Raw genomic sequence first — 22,605 nt, forward strand, 5'->3', positions numbered from 1 at the left:
GTGGTTTTGCCTCTCGGTTGGTTGATGAGTCCCCATTCGTCCACGTTGACGCCGGAAGGCCTGCAGCAGGCCGGCTTTATCCGGCAACCCGAGCTACCCAGCGGCACCCGTTACGCCCAGGGCGACCTGTACATGCGCCTGCATTTGTAGGGTACGGGGCGCGTGTTCCTGGCCTATCACACGGACCAGGTGGAAATTTCGTCCGGCAGCATCTACGAGCCGCAGGTGCACTACACGGGGCCCGTCCTGGACTTGGCCCAGCTGCTGCGGTTCATCGAGGGGTACGTGCTGTGAGCCGGTTGCCCTGAAGCGGATCCACGCCCGTCGTCCGTTTCCCCGTTGCCACTGCCCGGTATGCTTCGCATTTCGGCCGTCGTCCTGCTGGAACACGATGCGGTATCCTGCTTTCTGCTGCCACGCGTGCTGGCGCGCGTGGCGTGGGTAGCGCACGTCTACGTGGCCCACACCACGCCCGTCGCCCTGGCCCGCTTGCGTCACCTGCACGACTAGCCGGTCTCACCTGGTCGGGTGCTGATCTTGCTCAACCCCTACAACCAGCCCGGTGTCGGCCGGGCATTCCTGGACGAGCGCACCCGCTTGGGGCGCGTACCGCAGGCCGTGGTCATGGGCCTCGTTTTTCCGACCCGCCTCGACTCCGGCGGCGGCCTGCCGCTGCCGTGCCTGGCTGCGTGCTTGGAAAAGCCCGTCCAGGAAGAGGCCCTACGGGCGGCGTTGCCGTTGTTCTTCCGGGCACGCAGCCGTAACCGCTCCACTTGGCTGCCACCTGCCGCTCCGCGCATAACGCCGTACAGCCGCGCCCGGCAAAGCGGACGCGGCCGTACGGCGTTATGTGCGGGGCTGCCCGTTACGGCGCCGGGCGTTTGCGCAGGCGCGCAAGGCCGTAGGCGCCGGCCGCAGCCAGCAGCAGTGAGGCGCCGCCGTCGAGGGGCACGGCGGTGGGGTCCTGGGCGCCGGGGGTGGGTCCACCGGAGCCGGGGTCACCTTGCGCCCAGGCCGGGCCGGCGCTCAGCACCAACAGGAAGACGAGCGGAAAAAGCAGTTTCATCAGGGAGAGAAAAGGCGTACAATGGAGGTGTACCAAGCCGCCCGCCCCCACGTGGGGGCGGGCGGCCGGTGACGAACCGCTTACTGGCGCACCAGGCGCTTGTTGATGGTCCCGGCGGGCGTGGTCAGGCGCACCTGGTACACGCCGACGGGTAGGCTGCGCACGTCCAGCTGCGTCTCGGCGGCGGGCAGCGGGCGCTGCAGCACCACCTGGCCCACGCTGTTGAGCACCTGCATCGTGGCCGGGCCCCAGGCGGCCGGCCGTAGCAGGGCTACGTGGCTGCTGGTCGGGTTCGGGTACAGGCTCACCTGCTGGGCTAGCATGCCCGACGTGGTGGCCGTCACGCGGCTGCCCAGCTCCAGCCGGAAGCGGCCGGGGGCGGTGCCGGCCGCCAGCGTGGCGGCGTAGGCCGCGCCGTTGGTCAGCAGGGTGCGGGTGCCGGTGGTCAGGTCCACCAGGGTGGCGTCCAGGCCGGCGGGCAGGTTGGCCACGGTCGCGGCCGTGAAGGTGTAGCTGCCGGCCTGCGGCACGCGCACGGCCAGCGGCAGCACCTGCCCGTTGGTGAAGGCCGCCCGCCCGTCGATGGCCAGCTCCTGGCCCGTGGCCGCTACGGCCGCCAGGTTCAGGCCGTGGGGATTGGCCAGTTTCAAAGCGTCGAAGTCGGCGTCGGCCGCGTCGGTGGCGCCGGCTTGGGCGTACACGATCAGCTCATCGGCCACGCCCTGGCCGGTCAGTTGCAACTGCAGCTGCGGGCGCTGGTCGCGGCGCACGGGGGCTTGCTGGGCGTAGCTGGTCACGCGGTTGGCATTGTTGAGCAAGAGGGAGCCGCTGGTCTGGCCGCTGCTCACCCGCACGAAGAAGGCCTGGCTGCTGCCGATAAGTGTGTTGCCGAAGCCGTTGACGTAGCTGCGGTACTGGCCCGCGTACTGGCTCGTGCTTTCGTACACGTAGAAGGCCGCGTCCATGTTGGTGCGCTGGCTGGCCGTAATGGTGCTCAAATCCAGCGGCGAAGCGTAGGGGTTGCCGATGAAGTTCCAGCCCGCGTCGGCGGCCGTGGCGCCGCTGTTACGGGCCAGTGGGATGGTGCCGGGCGTCTGGGCCAGCTGGCCGGTGAAGCTCAGCGTGCTGCCACCGGGCAGCTGCACGGTGTAGCCCTGGAAGGCCAGCTGGGCCGCGTCCGTCAGGCTGGCGGGGGAGAGCCAGCCCTTGTCGAAGGCCGACAGCGTAGTGGCCGGCGAGGAAGCCAAGCGGGCCTGGTCGTAGCGGTAGATGGTGGGGAAGGGCGTGGTCAGGTTGGGCGTGGCCGAGGTGTTGTAGGCCGGGTTGACCACCAGCGCCTGCCCGCCCGAGCCGAAGCTGGCCACGGTCTGGCTCTGGGCCGGAGCGGCCAGGTGGCGGTAGCCCAGGCCGGCGTTCAGCGTGGGGTCGATGTAGCGCTGCACCGTCACGTTGCCCGATACCTGCCCGGTGCCGGTGTTGGCCAGCAGGGCCGTGCCGGTGGCGTCGCTGAGCAAGGTCAGCGCTTGGCCGTTGGTCGTCAGGTTGCCGGTGCCGGCCATGGTCAGCACTTGGCGCACGTTCAACGCCTGCGTGAGCGTGGCCGTCCCGCTGGGTTTACCTAAGGTCAGGTTGGGCACGGTGCCGGCGTTCAGGCTCAGGTTCTGGGCGCCGGTGCCGCTCAGCCGCAGCGTGCCGGTGCTACCGCCGATGCTGCCTTGCAGGTCCACGTTACCGGCCACGTCGAGGATACCGGTGCTCAGGTCAGTGGTGGTGGAGCTGGCCGCCGTCAGGTTGCCGGTAATGGTGGCCGTGCCGCTGGTGCGCAGCGTGGCCGTGCCCGTCTGCTGCGCCGAGCCGATGACGTGCAGCAGCCCACCGTTGCTGACGAACAGCGTACCGCTGCTGTGGCTCAGCACCTGAGCGGAGGTGGCCAGCGGTGCCGTCGCCAGCAGGATAAGCAGCCAGGGCCCCGGAGTAGAAATCAGTCGCATAAAAGCCAGGAAATGGGGTGATGACAAGGCGGGTTAATTCAGCTTGAGCACGGCGAGGTAACTGGCCGCCACGGTGGAAATGGGCTGGGTTGCCAACGAGGAGGTGCTGCTCACGCCCCGGATTTTGAAACTGTCGCCCGCGTTCAGGTACACCACCCGGCTCAGCTCGCCCCGGCCCTTGGTGCCCGTCGGCGTGCTGGGGTTGAGGGAGGTCCAGAGGCCGTAGTACACGCTGCCAGCCGTGCTGCCGTAGCCCGCGTTATTTACCTCCACTACCAGGTTGGCCGAGGGCGTCTGAGTAGGCGTGGCCGCGTCGGCAGTCAGCACGTTGGCCTGAATCAGGTACAGCCCGGCCCCGCCCGTGCCTACGGTGTAGGTAGTGCCGTCCCAGGTGCCCAGCGTGGGGGTGGTCAGCACGTTGTTGAAGGCAATGGTCGGCGCGGTGGTGGACGTGGCCACGGGCAGGGTTTCGCCGGTGCCGCCCACCTTGTTGGCCCGCAGCTGGGTGCTGATGTTGCTGCCGCTGGCCGAAGCCGTGCGCCACGCCGTGTTGTAGTCGGTGGCGTCCACCTTGGTCAGCACCTGGCCGGCGGTGCCGCCGGCGGGTACGCCTAGGCCCGCGTCGCCCTGCGGGCCGGTGGTGCCGGTGGCCCCGGTGGCCCCGGTGTCGCCCGCGTCGCCCTGCGGGCCGGTGGCCCCGGTAGCGCCGTTGCACACGTAACGGGTGCCGCTGATTTCGGCCGCGTCAAGGGTCCCATTGCCGTTGGCGTCCTGACCGGTATCGAAGCGGGTGCCGCCGGTGGGGCAGGTGGCGCCGGGCGCTTCGGGGGCGGTGCGCACCAATGCGTTCAGCCCGTTGGCGCCCGCGCTGCCCGTGCCGCCGCTTAGGGCAGTCCAGGCGGCGCCGTCGTAGAAATAAAAGCCGGCCGTACCGTCGGTCTGGTACAGCAGCAGGCCGGTGGCGGGGCTGGCAATGGCCGTGCGCTGGGCCAGCGTCAGGCGCGGGGTGAGCAGGCCCTGGGTGGTGCTGCTCACGTCGAGGATGGCCGAGGCGTGGGGCGTAGCCGTGCCGATGCCCACCCGGTCTTGCGCGTGGCCGGCAGCCACCGCGCCCAGCAGCAGGGCGGGCAGCAGCCCGCGGCGCAGCAGCGCGGCGCCAAAATTCGTAGCGTTCATATCAGAGAGAAAATGCAAGAGGTGAAGCGGCGCCGTTAGTTCAGCTTTACCACCAGCAGGTTGGTGGCCGCGGTGGCGGACAAAGCCGGGGTAGCGGTGGATGAATTGGCGCTGACGCCCTGAATCCGGAAGGTGTCGCCCGCGTTCAGGTACACCACCCGGCTTAGCTCGCCGCGGGCTTTGGTGCCGGCGGGCGGGCTCGTGCCAATCAGCGGATAGATGCCGTAGTGGTAGTCGCCCGCCGTGCTGCCGTACGCGGCGCCGTTGACTTGCAGCAACAGGTTCGGCGATACCGTGTTGGAGGGGGTGGCGTTGTCGGGTGCCAGCGCGGCGGCCTGAATCAGGTACAGCCCGGCCCCGCCCGTGCCCACGGTGTAGGTGCTGCCGTCCCAGGTGCCCAGCGCGGGGGCGGTCAGCACGTTGTTGAAGGCGATGGTCAGCGCAGTGGGCGAAAGGGCCATGGGGAGGCTCTCACCGGTGCCCCCCACTTTGTTGGCCCGCAGCTGCACCGAGAGGCCGGCACTGCCGCCGGCCGCCGTGCTCCACTGCGTGGCGTAGTCCGTGCCGCTGGCTTTGCTCAGGAGCTGCCCCGCGGTGCCGCCCAGGGCCACGCTCGGGCCGGCGTCGCCTTTGGCGCCGGTGGCGCCGGTGCTGCCCGTGGCCCCGGCGGTGCCCTTGTCGCCCTTGGCGCCGGTGCTGCCCGCGGCGCCGGCGCACACGTGGCTGGTGGCCGTGACCTCGCCGGCGTCGAGCACGCCGTTGCCGTTGGCGTCGCGCCCCGACTCCACTTTGGTGCCGCCGGTGGCGCAGTTGGCGCCAGCGGCTTCGGCCGAGTTGCGCACCAGCGCGTTCAGCCCGTTGGTGCCCGCGCTGCTGCTGAGCGCGGTCCAGGCCGTGCCGTTGTAGAAGTAGAACCCGGTCGGCGAGCCGTCGGTCTGGTACACCAGCAGGCCGGTGGCGGGGCTGCCAATGGCCGCGCGCTGGCTGGCCGTGAGGCGGGGCAGTAGCAGGCCCTGGCTGCTGCTGCTCACCTCCAGCACGGCCGAGGCGTGGGGAGTGGTGGTGCCCAGGGCCACGTTGGTTTGGGCATAAGCAGCGAGCGGGCCCAGCAGCAGGGCAGGCAGCAGCCAGCGGCGCCAACGTGCGGCGCGGAGGTCAATCGGTTTCATGGGAGAAAATGGTGCGTCGTGCATAAACCGGCTCTTTGCTTAGTTCAGCTTCGTGACTGCGAGGTAGCTGGCAGCGCTGGTAGTGACGGCGGGGGGCGTAAACGTGGTGCTGCTGCCCGTATCGGTGTTGTTGCACACCGCCCGGATTTTGAACGTGTCGCCCGCGCTCAGAAATACTACTTTGTACAGCTCACCCCGGACGCGGCTGCCGGCAGGCGTGTTCTGGTTGTTGCTGTTGATCAGGGCGCTGTAGTACACGTTGCCGGACGTACTGCCGTAGGCCGCGCCGTTTACTTCCACCAGCAGATTGAAGCCCAGGGAACGGCTCGTCGTGTTACCACTCGTTGTTTGCGTAGCATTGGGCGCCAGCAGCGCGGCTTGAATGAGGTAAGCCCCGGCCCCGTCCGCGCCCACGGTGTAGGTGCTGCCGTCCCAGGTGCCCAGGGTGGGCGCGGTCAGCACGTTGTTGAAGGCAATGGTGGTGGGAGTGGTTGCGTCGAGCTTGGCCACGATTTCGCCGGTGCCACCTACCTTATCGGCCCGCAGCTGCACGGCACTGGCGGCGGTGAGGGTGCGCCAAGCGGTATTGTAATCGGTGGCGTCGACCTTGGTCAGCACCTGGCCGGCACTGCCGCCCGTGGCCAGGCCCGGGGCTGGGTTGCCGGCCCGGCCCTTCGCGCCGGCGCTGCCGGTGGCGCCGGTGCTGCCAGCATTGCCGGCCGGGCCTTTCGCGCCGGCGGCGCCGGTGCATACGTAGCGGGTATTGCTGATTTCGGCCGCGTCGAGCGTGCCGTTGCCGTTGGCGTCCTGGCCGGTATCCACGCGGGTACCGCCGGTAGCACAGTTGGCTCCGGCGGCTTCGACGGTGGTGCGTACCAGTGCGTTCAGCCCGTTAGGACCCGCGCTGCCGCTGCTACCGCCGCCCAGCGGTACCCAGGCACTGCCGGAGTAGGCGTATAGGCCGGGGGTAGCGTCGTCGGTCTGGTACACCAGCAGGCCGGTGGCAGGGCTGCTGATGGCCGTGCGCTGGGCCAGCGTCAGGCGCGGGATAAGCAAGCCCTGGGTGGTGCTGCTCACGTCGAGGGCCGCCGAAGGGTGGGGCGTGGTGGTGCCCAGGCCCAGAGCTATCTGGGCCTGGGCGGCGCCGGCGCTGCCCGCCAGGCCCAGAAGCAGAGCACAGCGGCGCAACGTAGCAGTGGTGAAGGGTACGAATGCGTACATACAACGGGTGGTAAACAAGGAGTCCAACAAAGCGGCCCGATGCCTTGGCAGGTGGCCCCGAGCAGCACAAAAGTGCCCGGTCTGACAGCCGTCCGGCAAGCCATTTGAGGCTCAGCCTCAGAAAATGAGGCTGAGCCCAAAAGCTGCTCAAAGGCTTGGGGGTAGCTGCGCTACACCTTCCCGCACGGCGGCCAGGGCGTCGCCGATGGGCACTTCGACGTACTCCTGGAACAGGCGCTTCACGTCCCCGACGTGCCTCTCCCGTTCGTCCCGGGCCCGGGCCTCCGCCGGGCCCTTGCGGCTGCCGCCGATCATCCAATCGACCCAAGACGCCGAATACGGCACTTCTTGGTGCAGCTTGTCGCCCCGAAACGGGTCCTGGGCCTCGTGCGACTCAAAGTCGTCGCGCCAATGGAAGAAGGACAGCGCGGGGTGCTCGGCGTCCTGCAGCGGCGTGATTTTGCCGTAGCGGCCCTGGCGCAACTGGTCAAGCAGTCCGCTGAGGGTGCGCTGAAATGCCGCCCCAAAGTCCTGGTATTTCCGGAGCAAGTCGCCGTTGCGGTATTTCTCCTCCTGCTGGGCCAGCCGGCGCTGCCAGTACAGCTGTTCGCTTAGCAGCACCAGGTACTGCAGACCTACCAAGCGGTACAGGTCTACTTTGCGGCGGGCCTGGTAGGTACACTGATCTACCTCCGCATCGGTGCTGATGCGGTACTCCAGCCGGCCGGCCAGCTGCAGCAGCGCAATGCGCTTCTTGTCGAGCTGTCGGTGCAGGTATACCTCGTCTACCGGCTCGTTGAGCAGGTGCGTGCGGACGGTACCCTGATAGTCGCCACTAAACCAGGTCACAACGTCGAAAAAGTCGTCCTGCTGCTTCTGCATATCCAGCCCGCGCCGCAGCTCGTCCAGGTACCCTTTGAGGTCGGTTTTGAGCTGGTCCAGCTCCCGCGAAATATCCTCCAGATTTTTGCCAAAAATCTGCTTATATAGCTCCGGCGACACCTTTTTGAGTAAAGATTTGCCCAGGGACTCGGCCAGTTTCTTGCCCAGGCCCATCACCAGCGCATTGCGCAGCAGGGGCGGTTTCGGGATGTAGTTGCCGAGCGTCACCGTCTGGGGCGTCAGCGTACCGTGGTCGTAGACCAGCAGCGGGCAGACCAGCATCGTCGGGCCGGTAGACTGCTCGTAGCGCACGACCAGCGTACCGGCCGGCAGACTGGCCACCGGTTTCCGCAACGCGCCCAGAGCACAGGCCGTGAAGTCGGTGGGGGCACCGGCCTCCTGCAGCGCCGTCACCAGCTGCTGGTGCGGCGGAGCCAGCTCGGCCAGCGACCGGGCCGGTTCCAACTCTACCTCGGCCTCCGCGGCCAGGCGTTGCACAAACGAATCAATGTTTTGGGACATAATCAGAAAAGAAAAGTGGTGGAAAACGATGCTGGTAGCCCCCACCCGGCTTCGGGCCGGGGTCTTGGGATTAGGGCTCAAACTGCTACGAGCCGGCACCGGGCACAAGCCATTTGAGCCCCAGCCTCCGCTTTTGAGCCCGGGGCCGCGCCGACCTCTTTTTTTGAGGCTGGCCCGGCGCCGCCAGCCGTTCCGGCGCCGCCGGGCTAGGCCTATCTTTGCCGCTCGTGGTTTCCATCCTCTCCATGTGCTTGCCCGCGCCCGGCCGGGCCGCCAGTTTGCGGCGGCTCCGGGCGGGCGCGTGGCTATGGCTGGGGCTGCTAGGGCTACCCAACAGCGTGCGGGGCCAGCCCGCGCCCGATACCACCGCCCACCCCGACCACCTGGCCGCCCCCGTCACGGCCCGGCAGCGGCAATTCTTCACGTTGCTCGGCCGCGGCGACTCGGTGTACGCCCTGAAGCGCGGCGACCAGTCGCTGATCGGCAGCCTGAGCTACTACACCCGCGCCCAGCAGCTGGCCGGCACCGATACGCTGCTGCTAGCCGAGGCCGTCTTTGCCCGGGGCCGCGTGTACGACGCCTGGAACCAGGAGCCGCAGCAGACCGTGGCCCTGTTTCAGCAGGCCACCGACCTGTTCCGGCGCCTGCCCGCCCAGCGGCTGCGCTACTACTACGCCTGGCACCTGGTGGCCCACGCCTACGACAAGGTGCCCGACACGCTGCGCACCACCGCCGTGCTGCGGGCCATGCGCCAGGCGCTGGCCCAGGAGCCCCCCGCCGTGCGGCGGCAGCTGCCCTTCACCGTCGAACTGGCGCTGATTGCCACCCAGGTGGGCCGCTACGGCCTGGCCGACTCCCTGCTACGCGAGCTGACGCGCCGGGCCTGGATTCGCAACGACCCCGAAACCTACGACTACCTCACCCACTACTACCTGGTGCAGAGCCGGCTCGACGTGTACTACCGCCGCCGTCCGGCCTCGCCCTACCTCGACTCGCTGGGCCGGGCCTACCGCCGCACCCGCACCGCGCCTGAGCGCCTGTACTACAGCCAGAACTTGGCCCAGCTCAGCGCCGCCGCCCGGCAGCCCGCCCAAGCCTACACCTACCTCGACGAGTACATACGCCTGGCCGACAGCCTGCGGGGGGGCACCGAAGTCGGTCGGCTGCGGCAAGCGCTCCTGCACTCGGCGGAGGCGGCCGAGCAGCAGCAGCACCGGGCCGAGCGCACCCGCACCCGCACGCTGTGGCTGCTGAGCGGGGCGCTGGCCATCATCACGCTGCTGAGCTTTTACCTGGCCCGGCAAAGCCGGCTGGCCCGGCGCCAGACCCGGCACCTGGCCGCGGCCAACCAGCAGCTGAGCACCGTTAACGGCCGGCTCGATGAGCAGGTGGCGCAGGTGGAGCTGCTCAACAAGGAAATCCAGCACCGCGTCAAAAACAACCTGCACATCCTCTTCAGCCTGCTGCGCATGCAGGAACGCCGCACCGACAGCGCGGAGGTGGTGGAGCAGCTGCAAGCCGCCCGCCTGCGCGTCGAGAGCATGGCCGCCCTGCACCAGCAGCTCATGCGCCAGCCCGGCGAGCTGCCGCTGGCCGAGTTTCTGCGCACCCTGGTGTCGGCCGTGGTGGCCTGCCTGGCCAACGACCGGCAGGTGGTCACGCACCTGCAGACCGACCCCATCGACCTGCCGCCCGACAGCTACTTTCCCCTCTCGCTGATGCTGAACGAGTGGGTGACCAACTCCATCAAGTACGCCGATACCCAGGGCCAGGTGCTGGAGCTGCGCATCCGGGTGGGCGCCCACGCCCACGGCACCCACCTGAGCTACGCCGACAACGGCCAGCCCGCCCCCGCGGCCGCGCCGGGCGGGCTGGGCACCCAGATTATCGGCCTGCTCGCCCGCCAGCTGCGGGCCACGCTGCACACGCCCGCCCCCTACCACTACCACCTGGACATCCCCACCGCCGATGGAGCCTCCTAACCAGCTGACCGTCCTGCTCGTGGAAGACGAGGCCCTGATTGCCGAAGAGCTGCGCCTGACGCTGGAAGACTTCGGCTACCAGGTGCTGCCGCCCTGCTACACCTTCGCCGAGGGCCGGCAGGCCCTGACGCTACCCGCGCCCGGACCTGACCTAGTGCTGCTGGACCTGAACCTGCGCAGCGCTAACCCGCTGCACAACGGCCTGGCCCTGGCCCAGCTGCTGCGCGCCCAGGCCGACCCGCCCCCGTTTATCTTCCTCACCGCCTACGACGACGCCGACACCATCCGGCAGGCGGCGGCCCTGCAGCCCGGCGGCTACCTGCTCAAGCCCGTGGGCGCGGCGGCCCTATTTGCCGCCATCCAGGTGGCGCTGGCCCGCCGACCCGCCCCCGCGGCCCCACCCCGCCCCGACGCCCCGACACCCGTAGCGGACTGCTTCTACATCAAAGTCGGGACGCAGATTGTGCCACTGTACTGGCACGAGGTGGCGAGCCTGGAAGCCGGCAAGAACTACGTGACCCTGCGCGCCCCGGCCCGCCGCCTGGTGCACGCGCTGCGCGGCTCCCTCACCTCGGTGCTCGACCAGTTGGTGCCTCCCGCCCTGCGGCCGCAGTTTCTGCGCGTCAACCGCAGCCTGCTGCTCAACGCGGCCCACATCACTGGCTACGACGCGCAGTACGTGTACTGCGGCCCGGAACGCTACGAGAACGGCCACCTGGCCGACCAGCAGCTGCGGGAACTCGCCGGCGGCACGAGTACCCCGTAGCATCGCTACCTAACAGCTGCTACCATTGCCGCAGCTGCGGACGCACGCGCCGCACGTCGCCCGGCCACGGGGCGTATTCGGAGGCGCACAAAGCCAAAATCCTGCGCGCCTACCAAGAGCGAACCAGTCTGCGGGGCCTCACGCGCGTCTTTGGGGTGTCGCGGCAAACGGTCACGGCGTGGCTAAAAAAAAGCCCGGCAGTTACCGCTGCTGGCCCAGACACTGGCGCCGGCGCGGCCGGTTGACGGGCTGGAGCTGGACGAGTTGTGCACGTTCGTCGGGCACCGCAGCCGGTGTAGCTCTGGCTGGCCCTGTGCCGGCGCACGCGCCAGGTCGTGGCGTATGCGCTGGGCTGCCGCAGCCGGCGCACGGCGCGCAAGCTCTGGCGCCGCCTACCGCACCAGTACCGCCGCGCTTGGTGTTACACCGACTTGTAGGAAGCCTACACCGGCGTCATTTCCTGGCGCCAGCACCTGCCCACGACCTGCCGCGGCACGACCAACCACATCGAGCGGTGCAACGCCACGCTGCGTGCCCGCATCGGCCGGCTCGTGCGTAAATCGTTATCCTTTTCCCGCTCGCTGAAGCTGCTCGACGCCTGCGTCAACCTACCTGAACTACTACCCACGGGGGTAATGTTGTCCGGAGCCGACACCACTGGTGATTATCTTGTCTCAGCCAACTGCTTTCCAACCAAGTACGGAGGATTGGGAGCGGCCCGGCATCTCCCAGAACGGCCGATTTAACGCCTGCAAAGCGGTTTTATAAAGAACGACTTCCTATTTTGCTACTTTGGGCCACTTCAACACGCACTTCCGTACGCCCTAACTAACATTCCTCGTTTTCGGTGCCATACCGCAGGCGAGCGTAGCTTCTGCACGATCTATTCATGCCCACTGAACTTGTCAACGGCTTCGGCAAAGTCTACCTGACCATCGCGTACGACTCTGTCAACCGTTGGGTCTACAACAACTGGATCGGCTACCAGACCTACACCGGCATCATCGCCGGCGCCGACGCCTGCCTCCCGCCACTGCAGGAACACGCCTGCGCGTACTTACTCAACGACAACCGTCAGGTACTCGGCCCATGGGACCACGCCGTGGAGTGGATCGTCACCAACTGGGCGCCGCGGGCCATCAAAGGCGGCCTGACCCACTTCGCCCACGTCGTAAGCCCCGAGTCACTGGCAGCGCAGTCCGCCAAATCGATGTTATTGGGCTTTGAAGGCCAACTGACCATGCATATGTTCGACAACCTGGACGAGGCCCAAGCGTGGCTGCGCGCCGCGCGACAGGTCGCCGAGCCGACCGGCAGCCAGTAGGACTGTTGCCGGCGCTGCTCGAACGCCGGCAGGCATGGGAACTTCACGCAGTCAATCGATTGGTTAAATACGCAGGCGGATACATTGGGGTGTGCAGCCAACCCGGCGCGGGCAATACGTTTACCGTCCGGTTTTGACTACCGCTGTAAGCGTGTCGTTGCGGCCGGGTAACCTCCCAAGCCACCGTTGGTGTATACAGGGGTTCATTGGAACGGAAAACCACGCTAAGGAATCACTAAACCGGGATCAGGCTTACACAAAACTCGGTCCCAGCCATCTAGGTCGCTTCTGTTGTCTAGTGATGGTCGCCTTTTGCGCCGACGCCTTCGGTCTTGACCACCGCCCCGGTGGCGTCGAAAGTCACATCCATCTTCTTGCCGGCTTTGCGCAGCTCGGCCTCGTTGGAGGTTGCGTTGGTGGCCGCCGTCACAATGTTAGCCGCTTTCGTTACCTAGTAGCCGGCGTAATGACTCCGCCGGGAGCTGCGCCACCTGAATTTCCGTTTCGGTTTCCAGCAGCTGGCCCGCCGCCGTCAGCACCACCGACAGCTCTTCCTCGCCCTGTTTGAGCTCAGCTTCGCAGTTGGCGTCTTCCTTTTCCCACTTCACTTGCTTGGCGGGCAACTCTTGCGCCTGGGCGGCGCTGGTCAGGACGGTAGTTAAGGCCAACAGCAGACACTTCTTCATGGAGAAACAGGGGTTAAAAGGTGAGGCTGCAATCCCACACCCGGCTTCTGTGGTTTTTCTGGCGCTCTTTCACTGCAGCACATCCAACGACACCACCCGGCCATCCGGCAACCGAATCAGGCATTAAGTAATGAGCACCGCCGCCGCTAGCCTCGAATGGGCTGCCGTGGCGTCTTACCTCGCTTGGGTTAGCAGAGCTGAATCACGGCGTAATACAACGGCAGCCCCAGGGTGATATTCAAAGGAAAGGTTACGCCCAGAGCCATGGGCACGTACAGGCCCGGATCGGCCTTGGGCGCGGCCAACCGCATGGCGGCCGGCACGGCGATGTACGAGGCCCCGGCAGCCAGAATGGCAAACATAAAGCGGTTGCCGACCTGCTCGGTGACCAGGTGACTGGCGGCGGCCACCACGCAGCCGTTGAGTAAGGGCACCAGTACGGCAAAGGCGGTAACAAACCGTCCGTACCGGAGGAAGGCGGCGAAGCGCCGCGCCGTCACCATGCCCATTTCGAGGAGGAAAATGGCCAGAAAACCCTTGAAAATGTCGGTGGTGAACGGTTTGATGCCTTCTGCTTGCTTGGTGTCGGCAATCAGGCCGATGACCAGGCTGCCCAGCACCATCAGCACGCTGCCGTTGGTAAACGAATGCCGCACCACCGAACGCACCCCCGTGCCCGGTTCGGCCGAGTCGGCGGCGTAGCGCTGCATCAGAATCACCCCGACGATGATGGCCGGGGCTTCCATCAGGGCCATTACCGCCACCATGTGCCCGCCGAAAGTGAGCTGCTGGGCCTCCAGAAACGACACGGCCGATACAAACGTGACGGCGCTGACGGAGCCGTACGCCGCCGCCACGGCCCCGGCATCGACAATGCTCAACCGCCGCTTGAGCAGAAAGAAGCAGTAAAGCGGAATCAGGGCGGCCACCAGCAGGCCGAACCCCAGCGAGTACAGGATTTCGGCGCTGAACGGGCTGTGCGCCAACTCTTGCCCGCCCTTGAAACCAATGGAAAACAGCAGGTAAAGCGAAATAAACTTGATGGTGGTGGGCGGAATTTCCAAGTCGCTTTTCGCTACCGTGGCCGCCACGCCCAGCAGGAAAAACAGCAACGTAGGATTCGTGAGGTTGGCGAGCAGTAGATGTGGATCCATGAAGAAGGGAAAGAAGATGAATCAGGAAGAAGGGAGCCGCGTAGCCTGCCCGCCGCCGACGCCCCGGCGGGAGGTTTACTCGATGCCGCCGGCGGCCCAGCGCAGCGTGGCCTGGGTTTGGGCGTACTTGGCCTGCAGCTCGGCCAGCTTCAGGCGGGCCGAGACGAGGCTGGCTTCGCGGGCGTTGAGCAGAAACACCGAGCTTTCCCCGTTCTCGAAGCGCACCTGCTCGCCCTGGCGCAGGGCGGCGGCGTTTTGCACCACCTGCTCCTGCAGGGCCAGCTGCTCGCGCAGGGCTTCCCAGTCGTTGGCGGCGGTGCGCACGCCCAGCTGCACCTCGCGGGTGTCCTGCTGCAGGGCCAGCTCGGTGTCGCGCAGCTTGAGGCGGGTGAGCTGGAGCTTGGCGCGCTCCTGGCGCAGCAGCAGCGGGTAGGCAAAGCTCACGCCCAGCTTGTAGTTGTTTTGCAGGTAAGCCCCGCCCAGGCTGGCCCCGGCTTCGGGGTTGAACGGCCGGCCGGCCTGCAACAGGTTGTAGTCGAGGGTGAGCTTGGGCAGCAGCTTGTTCTGGGCCAGGCGGCGCTCCACGCCCAGCTGCAGCAGCTTGGCGCGGCTTTTCTGCAGGTCGGGGTGCAGCTGCTGGGCCAAGGCGGTGAGGGCCGCCAGCGAATCGGCGGGCAGGGGCTGCCAGCCGGCCGGGCCGGGCAGGGCCTGGGGGCGCACGTCGGCGGGCAGCTCCCGGGGCTGCTGCTGCTCGTCCCAGAGGTAGGTGCTCAGCACCAGGGTGGCGTTCTGCCATTGCACCCGGGCCTGCACCAGCAACGCCTGCCGGTTCTGCAGTTCGGTGAGGGCCTCCACCGAGTCGATGGCGGCCAAATCGCCCAGGCGCACCCGCTCGCGCACGGCCCGGAAGCGCACGGCGGCCAGCTCGGCGTTCTGCGCCAGCAGGGCCCGGCGGCGGTAGCTCAGCGTCCAGTCCCAGTAGTCCTTGGCGGCTTGCAGCTGCAGCTTGTTGAGGGCGCCGCGCCGCTCGGCTTCGGCCAGCCCCTGCAGGGCCTGGGCCTGGCGCACGGCCGCGCGCCGCTCGTCGATGAGCAGGCCCTGGGCCAGCGGCACCGAGAGGCCCAGATAGCTCAGGCCCGAGGGGGCGGTGTAGTTTTCGGGGTTGACGTAGCGGCCCACGCCCCGCTCGAAGCCGGCCTTCACGTCGGCCCCGAGCCAGAGCGGCACGCGCAGCTGCGAGTCCCAGTCGTGGAAGTAGTCCTTGCCGCCGAGGGCCTTGCCGTAGTATTTGCTGCCCAAGGTGGGGTCGAACTGCCCGCGGGCCAGGCGCACTTCCTGCACGGCCCGCTCGGGCAGCAGGCCCGCCTGCCGGGCCACGGGGTGGCGCAGCGTCACGTAGGCCAGCAAGTCAGCCAGGCGAAACACCCGGCCCGTATCGGCCAGCTCCACCGGGCGGGCCGCCAGGGCGGGCGGGCCCAGCGGCCCGGGGCCTGGCTGCCCGGCCAGGCGCTGCAGCCGGGTCTGGGTGCGCGGCGTCTGGCCCGGCAGCAGCGGGCTCGGGCGCCGCTGCTGCGCCCAGCCGGGTGCGGCCTCTAGCAGCAGCAGCACGCACAAGCCCAGAAAAGGTAGCTTGCTCATTTTGCCTCGTCGTCGCTGGCTGATTCGTCCTTGGTGGCTTTCTTGGCGTCTTTGCCGCCTTTGCCCGCCTTGCCGGCGTCGGTGGGGCGGCCCACGAAGTTGGGCGGGAAGCCGTTGAGCTGCCGCCACAGCTCGTACCAGATGGGCACGTCGTCGAGCAAAGCCCAGCCGTACACGCCAGAGCCCACGCGCAGGGGCTTGGGCCAGGCTTCCTGCGCGGGGTCGGGCGTCACCAGCACCCGGTACTGGCCCTGCGAGTCGATGTTGTCGATGACGGCCACCACCCCGCCGAAGGTGCCGAAGGAAGTGCCGGGCCAGCCCGAGAAGACCAGCGCGGGCCAGCCGTCGAACTGCAGGCGCACCTTGCGGCCCACCTGCAGCAGCGGAATGTCCATGGGCTGCACGTACAGCTCGGCGGCCAGGGCCGGCGCGTCGGGCATCACCGTCACCACCGGCTCGCCCTCCTTCACGATGTCGCCCAGGCCGGTTTTGAGGGCGCGCACCACATAGCCGTCCTGCGGGGCCGTAATCTGGTAGAAGCCCGAGCGGATGCTCAGGTTGGCCAGCTCGTTGCGCATCTTGGCAATCTGGCCCTCGGTATCGAACTGGTAGGCCGTCACCGAGCGGCGGTCCGACTCGGACTTAGCCAGCTTGTCCTGGTACTCGGCCTGCAGCGAGGCCAGCTCCAGCTGGGCGTTGGTGAGGGCCTGGCGGGAGGCGGCCAGCTTGTTTTCCACCGCCTGCAGCTTGGCCGTCGATTCCTGAAACTTCAGGCGGCGCTGCTCCAGCTCGGTCAGGGACTTCAGCCCCTGCTTGTACAGCTCTTCCTGGCGTTGCTGCTGGCGCTCGGCAATGGCGAAATCGTTGCGGGCGGCCACCAGCTCGGCCTGGTCGGAGTTTACTTTCAGCCGGCTCTGCTCCACGTAGTTGCGGGCCTTGTTCAGGCTCACCTGCAAGCCCGCGCGCAGGGCCGCCTGCTGGCCGCCGAGGGCCTCGGCCTTGGCGCGGTTTTCGGCCAGGGAGCCGATTTTGGCGTCGAGCTGCTCGCGGGTGCGCTGCACCAGTTGGGGGTCGAAGTACTTGTCCTTGACTTCCACGATGTCGACCAGCGTGTCACCGCGGCGCACGTGCTGGCCCTCCCGCACGCGCCAGCGCTGAATGCGGCCCGCGATGGTGCTGGGGACCGTCTGGGGGCGGTCCTGGGGGCGCAGGGTGGTGAGCGTGCCGGTGGAGCGGATGTTCTGCGTCCAGGGCAGAAAGCCGGCCAGCAGCGTGAGCAGGCCCAGCCCGGCGGCCCAGCGGGCCAGGGTGCGGCCCGCCGTGGGCGTCTGCACCCGCGCAAACGAGCGGAAGCGGCCGGTCAGCGGGTCGGACTCGACCAAAGGGTGTTCGGCGAAAGGCATCCGGGGTAAAGGGTTAGGGAATGGGAGGGGAATGTGGGGGAATGTGCAGAGTGTGAGAGAATGTGCAGAGTGTGAGAGAATGTGCAGAATGTGCGGAATGTGCAGAATGTGAGGATAATGTGAGAAATGTGCTGAATGAGGTTGGGCTGGCGGGGAATGAGAAACCCGGGGAGTGAAAGGGCCAGGAATTGTAGGCGGGAACGGAGCTGATTTTCACACTCTGCACATTTCTCACATTCCGCACATTCTCCCCACATTCTCCGCACATTTTCCGCACATTTTCAACATTCTCATCACATTCCCGCACATTCTCATCACGCTAGTAGCTGCTGCACGTCGGGCTGGGCGGCTACGTCGGCGAAGGGGCCGTCGGCGGTGAGGTGGCCGGCGCGCAGCACGGCCAGGCGCGGGCACAGGGCGAGCAGGCGCAGGTCGTTGGAGGCCAGCACCACCGTCCAGCCGCACTCGGCCGCCAACACCCGGCGCAGGATGCGCAGCTGCTCGGCCGGCTCCACGCCGGGCAGGAAGCCGTCGAGCAGCAGCAGGCGGGGGCGGCGCACCAGGGCCCGGGCCAGCAGCAGCTTCTGCCGGGTGCTGTCGGCCAGGGGCGTGCCGGGGCCCAGCGGGGTATTCAGCCCCTGCGGGCGGGCGTAAAATTCGTCGCGCAGGCCCACCAGCTCCAGGGCCCAGGCCACGTCGGCGGCTTCCAGGCCGGGCTGGGCCAGCGTCAGGTTTTCCAGCACCGAGCCGTCGAACAGGTGCTGGTGAGCAATGTTGTCGCCCACGTGGGCGCCCAGGGAGGCGGGCGTCAGGTCCTGCTGGGGCAGGTCGTCGTAGGCCACCACGCCGGTGTAGCCGCCGAGCAGCCCGGCCAAAATGCGCAGCAGGGTGGTTTTGCCTGCCCCGTCGGAGCCGGCCAGGCCCAGGTGCTCCCCGGCCCCGATGCGCAGGGAGAGGTCGGTGAGCGGCTGCCGCTCCGCGCCGGGGTAGGCGTAGCTGAGGTGGCGCAGCTCCACGCGCAGGCCGCTGGGCTGGGCCGGCAGCGGCAGGGCGGTACTGCCCCCCGGCTCCACGGTGGGCAAATCGAGCACGTGGCCGATTTTGTCGAGCGAGGTCAGCGCGTCGTACACCACGTCGAGCTTGACGAGCACCTTCTCCACGGCCGAGATGGTGAGGATGATGATGATTTCGGCGGCCACGAACTGGCCGATGTTGATCTGGCGGCTGATGAGCAGCCAGCAGCCGATGATGAGCAGCGCGGCCGTTATCAGGGCCTTGAAGGTCACGAAGCCCCAGTATTGCGTCAGCAGCACCCGGAAATGGCTTTGGCGGGCCGTGAGGTAGCCTTCCACCAGCGAATCGGTGCGCCCCAGGGCCAGCTCCTGCCGGGGCGGGTGCCGGAAGGTGTGCACCGTGCGGGCCACGTCTTCCAGCCAGGCCACCACCCGGTACTTGTACTTGGATTCGAGCAGGCTGGTGCTCAGCCCGCGCGGGCCGGTAAAGCGGATCAGTAGCCCCAGCAGCCCCACCAGCAGCACCCCGAAGGCAATGAAGACCGGGTGGTAAAAGGACAGGATGAGCAGCCCGAACAGAATCTGCAGCGCGGCGGCCGAAAACTCGACCAGGATGGTGGCCAGCCCTTTTTGCAGGGTGGGCACGTCGAGCAGGCGGTTCATCAGCTCGGGCAGGTACTGGCCGCCCAGGGCCTCGGCCCGCACCCGGGGCAGGCGCAGGGCAAAATCCAGGCTGACGCGGGCAAACAAGCGCTGCTGGATAAACTCCACCAAATACACCTGCATAACCTGCAGCGCGCCCACCAGCAGGGTGCCGCCTACGATAAAACCGATGAGCACGATGAGCGAGGTACTCAGGGCCCCGCTGCTGACGAAGCCGATGACCGATTGCACACCCAGCGGCAGCGACAAGTTGACGAGCCCAGCCAGGGCCGCGTAGATGTACAGGTAGCCGATGTCGCGCCGCTCGGCCGCCAGTAGCCGCCACAGGCGCTGGCCCGGCGTGAGCGAGGACGGGTGCAGGTCCGCCATGAAAAGGGAAAGGAAAACTGGTGACGGCGCAGCCGCCGGCGCTAGGCCAGCGCGGCAAACGCCAAGTGGGTTAGAAAAGCCAGGGTGGCGCTGCCGGCCTGGTCCTTGGGCGCCGTATCGGTGAGGGAGGGCAGGTGCTGGGCAAAGAAAATCTGCTTGCGCGCCGCCTCCAGCAGGGTGCTTACCAGGGCATGGGGGTGGGCGTAGTGGGGGTTGATCTGCTGCACCACTTCCACGATGCCCGCCGCCAGCTGCTTGTACTCCCGGAACACCCCCGCCCGGTTGTCCTCGTCCACGTCTTTGGTCAGGTAGGCCTTGGAGGCCTCGTTAACCACGATGCGGTACAGGGCGGCCTCGTCGAGTTGGGTGGTGGCCGGGTCGTCCTGGTGGGCGCGGGTGAGGATGCCCAGAATCAGGCGCAGCCGCTCGGCCGGGTCGGGCACGTTGTGGGTGTGAAAGCGGATCTGGTAGCGCAGCGAGGCCCAGTGCCACGACACCAAGTACACCAGCAGCCGGTGCTTGTTCTCGAAGTAGCGGTAGAGCGAGGCTTCGGTAGACTCGATGCGCTGGGCCAGCTTCTTGAAGGTGAACTGCTCGAAGCCGATTTCGTCAATCAGCAGCACGCTTTCGGCCAGCAAGCGGCGGCCCAGATCGGTATCCTGGGGGTCACGCAGGTAAAGTTTGTCGTTGAGGTCGATGCGCAGGGACGTTTGCATGGGAAAGAAAAGCCGTTAATGGTGAAAGGATAACTTACCCCAAATAACGTATTGCTATCCGGTAGGGTAGTAAACTCCCGCTGCAACCACCGCCTTATTCTCCCTGGCCCAGCGAGAAGGCGCGCACCCCATCCATCAGGTACAGGTGCTCGGTTTTGATGATGTAGAGCTGGTAATCGGCCAGGCGGTGGACCAGGGCCAGCACGTCCATGAACGGCACGGGCGTAAACGCCAGCTGCTCGCCGCGCACCAGCACCTCGGCCGCCACGAAGCGGCAGCGCCAGTGGTCGGTGCAAAACGTTTCGGGCTGACCGTCGGGGTACACTTTCACGCCGCGGTTGGTGATGAGCTTGAGCTGCATGCGGCGGCCGGTCAGGGTTTCGAGCTGCTGGCCCAGCTCGGCAGCGCTGCCCTCCCAGCGCAGGAATATGTCGACGCCGACCAACTGCTGCTGCACCGCGCGCTTGGCGGGGGCCGCCTCTGGGCGCGGGGCCGCCGGGGCCTCGGATGCGGCGGCGGCGGCCGGCAGAGCCGCCAGCTGCTGGGGCAGGCGGCCCAGGCGCTCAATCACGGCGTCGGCAAACTCCGTGGTGCTGACCTTGGCGCGGCTGCTGCCGGGGCGGTGGATGTCGGCCGGGTGCAGGCCGTCTTCCAGGGCGCACAGCCAGGCGTTGTGGATGCGGGCGGCCACCTCGGGCTGGCCTACGTGCTGGAGCATGAGCACCGCTGCTTGCAGCAGCCCCGAGGGGTTGGCCACGTTCTGGCCCGCAATGTCGGGCGCCGAGCCGTGGATGGCTTCGAACAGGGCGCCGTGGTCGCCGATGTTGGCCGAGCCGGCCAGCCCCACCGAGCCCGTAAGCTGGGCCACCACGTCGGAAATAATGTCGCCGTACAGGTTCATGGTCACCACCACGTCGTAGCGCTCGGGCGTGTCGGCCAGGCGGGCCGTGCCGATGTCGATGATCTGGTGCTCCTGCTCGATGTCGGGGTACGCGCGGCCGATTTCCTCGAACACGCGGTGAAACAGCCCATCGGTGAGCTTCATGATGTTGTCCTTGGTCATGCAGGTGAGCTTGCGGCGGCCGTGGCGGCGGCAGTACTCAAAGGCGTAACGCACGATTCGCTCGCAGCCGGAGCGGCTCACCAGCTTCAGGCACTGCACCACGTCGGGCGTCTGCTGGTGCTCGATGCCGGCGTACAGGTCCTCCTCGTTTTCGCGAATGATGACCACATCCAGCAGCGGGTGGCGGGTGGCCACGGCCGGGAACAGCGAACGGCAGGGGCGCACGTTGGCGTACAGGCCCAGGGTCTTGCGCAAGGTCACATTCAGGCTTTTGTAGCCCCCGCCCAGCGGCGTGGTGATGGGCGCCTTGAGCAGCACCCGCGTGCGCCGCAGCGACTCCCACGCTTCCGGCCCGATGCCTGAGGCGTGTCCGGCGTGGTATACCGCCTCGCCCACGTGAATAAACTCGGGCGCCAACGCTGCCCCCGCCGCCTCCAAGACGCGCAAGGTTTCGCGCATGATTTCCGGGCCGATGCCGTCGCCGGCCGCTACGGTGATGGGTACTTTCGGAGTCATTTACTAACAGGGGTTGGGGTGACCGATTGACCGAAGCCTGAGCCGCTCCGGTGGTGCAAAGGTATACACACTTTCTGATTTAATAGTTTTACTATCTAAAAAAATTGCTTAATAATCATCACAAGAAGTTTTGCTTAAAAAAATCACCTGGCTGTGCAACCTAGGTACATGCACTTTTGTATATGATAGCAAAACTATCAATAATGGTAGTTTAACTAAAAGATCAACGCCATGCTACACCTGCCCCGCTTCTGCCAACGGTTTACCCGCCCCCGCCTCACCACGTCACAGCGGCCCCGCCTGCCGCTCACGGCGCTGGCGGCCCGCCCCGCTCCAACCCAATCCCGCCTGCGCGTGCTGCTCGACAAGCTCCGGCGCTACACCAGCACGGGCGCGTTGCTGCTGACGGCCCGTCCCCTGGCCCTGCTGCTGGCCGGCACCGGGCTGCTGCTGGGCAGCTGCACCACCGTGCGCCAGGGCGAGGTGGGCATCAAGCGCAAGCTCGGCCGCCTCGACCAGCAGGTCATTACCTCGGGGCCGAAAGCCTTCAACCCCTTCCTAACCACTATCATCAAGGTGCCGGTGACGACGCAGAACCTGGAAATCCGCTCCAGCCTGCCCTCCAAGGAAGGCCTGTCCATTGCCTCCGACATTTCCATTCTCTACCGCGTGAAGGCCGACCAGGTGCCCAACATCCTGCAAACCACCGGCCGCGACTACGAAAACATCCTGATTCTGCCCGTCTTTCGCTCGGCCGCCGCCGACGTAGGAGCCCGCTACTTCGCTAAGGACATGCACTCGGCCGAGCGGGCCGTGATTGAGAAGGCCATTCAGGCGCAGATGAACGAGGTGCTGGCCGCGCGCGGCTTCGAGATTGAGAACGTGCTGCTCAAAAACATTGCCCTGCCGGCCGGCCTGGCCAAGGCCATCGAGGACAAGCTGGCCTCGGAGCAGGAGGCGCTGCGCATGGAGTTCCTGAAGCAGCGCGAAACCCGCGACGCCGAGCGGCGGGTGATTGAGGCCGAGGGGCAGAAGCGCATCGCGGTGGTGAAGGCCGAGGGCGAGCGGGAAGCCAACATCATCCAGGCCCGGGGCAAGGCCGAGGCCATGCGCATCGAGGCCGAAGCCGTGCGCCTGACCAACCAGCTCATTAACCGCGACCTGACCCCGGCCGTGCTCCGCTACAAGTCCATCGAGGCCTTCCGGGAGCTGTCGAAGTCGCAAAACTCCAAGACCATCATTACCAACGGTACCGCCCCGGTGCTCAACACCATTGCCCAGTAAC

At 67.1% G+C, this 22,605-nt stretch carries 21 protein-coding genes; 7 read left to right on the plus strand and 14 right to left on the minus strand.

From position 1 onward, the window contains the following. The first annotated feature begins 24 nt into the window (after window positions 1-24). Window positions 25-150 carry a hypothetical protein gene (locus EJV47_RS28840; RefSeq protein ID WP_279389049.1) on the plus strand — a complete coding sequence of 42 codons (126 nt, stop codon included), beginning with the start codon at window positions 25-27 and terminating at the stop codon, window positions 148-150. A gap of 204 nt (window positions 151-354) precedes the next feature. After that, window positions 355-510 (plus strand): hypothetical protein, encoded by a 156-nt coding sequence (locus tag EJV47_RS27860; protein ID WP_165903570.1) that lies wholly within the window; start codon window positions 355-357, stop codon window positions 508-510. 355 nt (window positions 511-865) lie between these two features. Here the strand turns inward: EJV47_RS27860 and EJV47_RS01300 are convergent, their stop codons facing one another. From EJV47_RS01300 to EJV47_RS01325, 6 genes are all read right to left on the minus strand, one after another. Next, complete coding sequence (locus EJV47_RS01300; RefSeq protein ID WP_126691333.1) at window positions 866-1,066, minus strand: PID-CTERM protein-sorting domain-containing protein; 201 nt, start codon at window positions 1,064-1,066, stop codon at window positions 866-868. 80 nt (window positions 1,067-1,146) lie between these two features. After that, window positions 1,147-3,057 carry a T9SS type A sorting domain-containing protein gene (locus EJV47_RS01305; protein ID WP_126691334.1) on the minus strand — a complete coding sequence of 637 codons (1,911 nt, stop codon included), beginning with the start codon at window positions 3,055-3,057 and terminating at the stop codon, window positions 1,147-1,149. 33 nt (window positions 3,058-3,090) lie between these two features. After that, window positions 3,091-4,233 carry a DUF7151 family protein gene (locus EJV47_RS28845; protein ID WP_126691335.1) on the minus strand — a complete coding sequence of 381 codons (1,143 nt, stop codon included), beginning with the start codon at window positions 4,231-4,233 and terminating at the stop codon, window positions 3,091-3,093. A gap of 35 nt (window positions 4,234-4,268) precedes the next feature. Continuing rightward, window positions 4,269-5,402 carry a collagen-like protein gene (locus EJV47_RS28340; protein WP_207895808.1) on the minus strand — a complete coding sequence of 378 codons (1,134 nt, stop codon included), beginning with the start codon at window positions 5,400-5,402 and terminating at the stop codon, window positions 4,269-4,271. 39 nt (window positions 5,403-5,441) lie between these two features. Then, the gene (locus EJV47_RS01320) at window positions 5,442-6,623 is read right to left on the minus strand and encodes a DUF7151 family protein (protein WP_126691336.1); all 1,182 of its coding nucleotides are present in this window, start codon (window positions 6,621-6,623) and stop codon (window positions 5,442-5,444) included. Window positions 6,624-6,770: 147 nt separating this feature from the next. Then, complete coding sequence (locus EJV47_RS01325; protein ID WP_126691337.1) at window positions 6,771-8,027, minus strand: hypothetical protein; 1,257 nt, start codon at window positions 8,025-8,027, stop codon at window positions 6,771-6,773. A 227-nt stretch (window positions 8,028-8,254) separates the two neighbouring features. Here EJV47_RS01325 and EJV47_RS01330 point away from each other — a divergent pair, with 227 nt between their 5' ends. The 4 genes from EJV47_RS01330 (at window position 8,255) to EJV47_RS01350 (ending at window position 12,099) form a co-directional block, all read left to right on the plus strand. Beyond that, window positions 8,255-10,009 carry a sensor histidine kinase gene (locus EJV47_RS01330; RefSeq protein WP_126691338.1) on the plus strand — a complete coding sequence of 585 codons (1,755 nt, stop codon included), beginning with the start codon at window positions 8,255-8,257 and terminating at the stop codon, window positions 10,007-10,009. Then, on the plus strand, window positions 9,996-10,775 hold the full coding sequence (locus tag EJV47_RS01335; RefSeq protein ID WP_126691339.1) for a LytR/AlgR family response regulator transcription factor: 780 nt from the start codon (window positions 9,996-9,998) through the stop codon (window positions 10,773-10,775). The genes EJV47_RS01330 and EJV47_RS01335 overlap by 14 nt, the downstream gene beginning before the upstream one ends. A 473-nt stretch (window positions 10,776-11,248) precedes the next feature. Continuing rightward, window positions 11,249-11,521, plus strand: coding sequence for an IS1 family transposase (locus EJV47_RS29095; RefSeq protein WP_424321750.1), 273 nt, complete (start codon window positions 11,249-11,251; stop codon window positions 11,519-11,521). 143 nt (window positions 11,522-11,664) lie between these two features. Further along, window positions 11,665-12,099 (plus strand): STAS/SEC14 domain-containing protein, encoded by a 435-nt coding sequence (locus EJV47_RS01350; RefSeq protein ID WP_126691340.1) that lies wholly within the window; start codon window positions 11,665-11,667, stop codon window positions 12,097-12,099. 295 nt (window positions 12,100-12,394) lie between these two features. Here EJV47_RS01350 and EJV47_RS28850 read toward each other — a convergent pair whose 3' ends face one another. From EJV47_RS28850 to EJV47_RS01385, 8 genes are all read right to left on the minus strand, one after another. Next, window positions 12,395-12,529, minus strand: a complete 135-nt coding sequence (locus tag EJV47_RS28850) for a hypothetical protein (protein WP_279389050.1) — start codon at window positions 12,527-12,529, stop codon at window positions 12,395-12,397. 4 nt (window positions 12,530-12,533) lie between these two features. Next, window positions 12,534-12,785: a hypothetical protein gene (locus EJV47_RS01355; RefSeq protein WP_126691341.1), complete on the minus strand. Its 252-nt coding sequence runs from the start codon at window positions 12,783-12,785 to the stop codon at window positions 12,534-12,536. Window positions 12,786-12,973: 188 nt separating this feature from the next. Further along, a complete protein-coding gene (locus tag EJV47_RS01360; RefSeq protein WP_126691342.1) occupies window positions 12,974-13,939 on the minus strand; it encodes a sodium-dependent bicarbonate transport family permease in 966 nt (321 codons plus the stop codon). A gap of 75 nt (window positions 13,940-14,014) precedes the next feature. Continuing rightward, window positions 14,015-15,577, minus strand: coding sequence for a TolC family protein (locus EJV47_RS01365; RefSeq protein WP_126691343.1), 1,563 nt, complete (start codon window positions 15,575-15,577; stop codon window positions 14,015-14,017). Then, window positions 15,574-16,980, minus strand: coding sequence for an HlyD family secretion protein (locus EJV47_RS01370; protein ID WP_126691344.1), 1,407 nt, complete (start codon window positions 16,978-16,980; stop codon window positions 15,574-15,576). The genes EJV47_RS01365 and EJV47_RS01370 overlap by 4 nt, the downstream gene beginning before the upstream one ends. 314 nt (window positions 16,981-17,294) lie before the next feature. Next, window positions 17,295-19,025 (minus strand): peptidase domain-containing ABC transporter, encoded by a 1,731-nt coding sequence (locus tag EJV47_RS01375; RefSeq protein WP_126691345.1) that lies wholly within the window; start codon window positions 19,023-19,025, stop codon window positions 17,295-17,297. A gap of 41 nt (window positions 19,026-19,066) precedes the next feature. Further along, window positions 19,067-19,741, minus strand: coding sequence for a TetR/AcrR family transcriptional regulator (locus EJV47_RS01380; RefSeq protein WP_126691346.1), 675 nt, complete (start codon window positions 19,739-19,741; stop codon window positions 19,067-19,069). 94 nt (window positions 19,742-19,835) lie between these two features. After that, window positions 19,836-21,320 (minus strand): NADP-dependent isocitrate dehydrogenase, encoded by a 1,485-nt coding sequence (locus EJV47_RS01385; RefSeq protein ID WP_126691347.1) that lies wholly within the window; start codon window positions 21,318-21,320, stop codon window positions 19,836-19,838. A gap of 231 nt (window positions 21,321-21,551) precedes the next feature. Here EJV47_RS01385 and EJV47_RS01390 point away from each other — a divergent pair, with 231 nt between their 5' ends. Beyond that, window positions 21,552-22,604: a prohibitin family protein gene (locus tag EJV47_RS01390; protein WP_126691348.1), complete on the plus strand. Its 1,053-nt coding sequence runs from the start codon at window positions 21,552-21,554 to the stop codon at window positions 22,602-22,604. Window position 22,605 lies beyond the last annotated feature (1 nt).

It is taken from the genome of Hymenobacter gummosus (assembly GCF_003970915.1).
Classification (GTDB): Bacteria; Bacteroidota; Bacteroidia; order Cytophagales; family Hymenobacteraceae; genus Solirubrum; species Solirubrum gummosum.

Excerpts from the sequence above, each read along its gene's own strand:
- EJV47_RS28840 (WP_279389049.1), top strand. The coding sequence starts at position 25 with ATGAGTCCCCATTCGTCCACGTTGACGCCGGAAGGCCTGCAGCAGGCC.
- EJV47_RS27860 (WP_165903570.1), top strand. The coding sequence starts at position 355 with ATGCTTCGCATTTCGGCCGTCGTCCTGCTGGAACACGATGCGGTATCC.
- EJV47_RS01300 (WP_126691333.1), bottom strand. The coding sequence starts at position 1,066 with ATGAAACTGCTTTTTCCGCTCGTCTTCCTGTTGGTGCTGAGCGCCGGC.
- EJV47_RS01305 (WP_126691334.1), bottom strand. The coding sequence starts at position 3,057 with ATGCGACTGATTTCTACTCCGGGGCCCTGGCTGCTTATCCTGCTGGCG.
- EJV47_RS28845 (WP_126691335.1), bottom strand. The coding sequence starts at position 4,233 with ATGAACGCTACGAATTTTGGCGCCGCGCTGCTGCGCCGCGGGCTGCTG.
- EJV47_RS28340 (WP_207895808.1), bottom strand. The coding sequence starts at position 5,402 with ATGAAACCGATTGACCTCCGCGCCGCACGTTGGCGCCGCTGGCTGCTG.
- EJV47_RS01320 (WP_126691336.1), bottom strand. The coding sequence starts at position 6,623 with ATGTACGCATTCGTACCCTTCACCACTGCTACGTTGCGCCGCTGTGCT.
- EJV47_RS01325 (WP_126691337.1), bottom strand. The coding sequence starts at position 8,027 with ATGTCCCAAAACATTGATTCGTTTGTGCAACGCCTGGCCGCGGAGGCC.
- EJV47_RS01335 (WP_126691339.1), top strand. The coding sequence starts at position 9,996 with ATGGAGCCTCCTAACCAGCTGACCGTCCTGCTCGTGGAAGACGAGGCC.
- EJV47_RS01350 (WP_126691340.1), top strand. The coding sequence starts at position 11,665 with ATGCCCACTGAACTTGTCAACGGCTTCGGCAAAGTCTACCTGACCATC.
- EJV47_RS01355 (WP_126691341.1), bottom strand. The coding sequence starts at position 12,785 with ATGAAGAAGTGTCTGCTGTTGGCCTTAACTACCGTCCTGACCAGCGCC.
- EJV47_RS01360 (WP_126691342.1), bottom strand. The coding sequence starts at position 13,939 with ATGGATCCACATCTACTGCTCGCCAACCTCACGAATCCTACGTTGCTG.
- EJV47_RS01365 (WP_126691343.1), bottom strand. The coding sequence starts at position 15,577 with ATGAGCAAGCTACCTTTTCTGGGCTTGTGCGTGCTGCTGCTGCTAGAG.
- EJV47_RS01370 (WP_126691344.1), bottom strand. The coding sequence starts at position 16,980 with ATGCCTTTCGCCGAACACCCTTTGGTCGAGTCCGACCCGCTGACCGGC.
- EJV47_RS01375 (WP_126691345.1), bottom strand. The coding sequence starts at position 19,025 with ATGGCGGACCTGCACCCGTCCTCGCTCACGCCGGGCCAGCGCCTGTGG.
- EJV47_RS01380 (WP_126691346.1), bottom strand. The coding sequence starts at position 19,741 with ATGCAAACGTCCCTGCGCATCGACCTCAACGACAAACTTTACCTGCGT.
- EJV47_RS01385 (WP_126691347.1), bottom strand. The coding sequence starts at position 21,320 with ATGACTCCGAAAGTACCCATCACCGTAGCGGCCGGCGACGGCATCGGC.
- EJV47_RS01390 (WP_126691348.1), top strand. The coding sequence starts at position 21,552 with ATGCTACACCTGCCCCGCTTCTGCCAACGGTTTACCCGCCCCCGCCTC.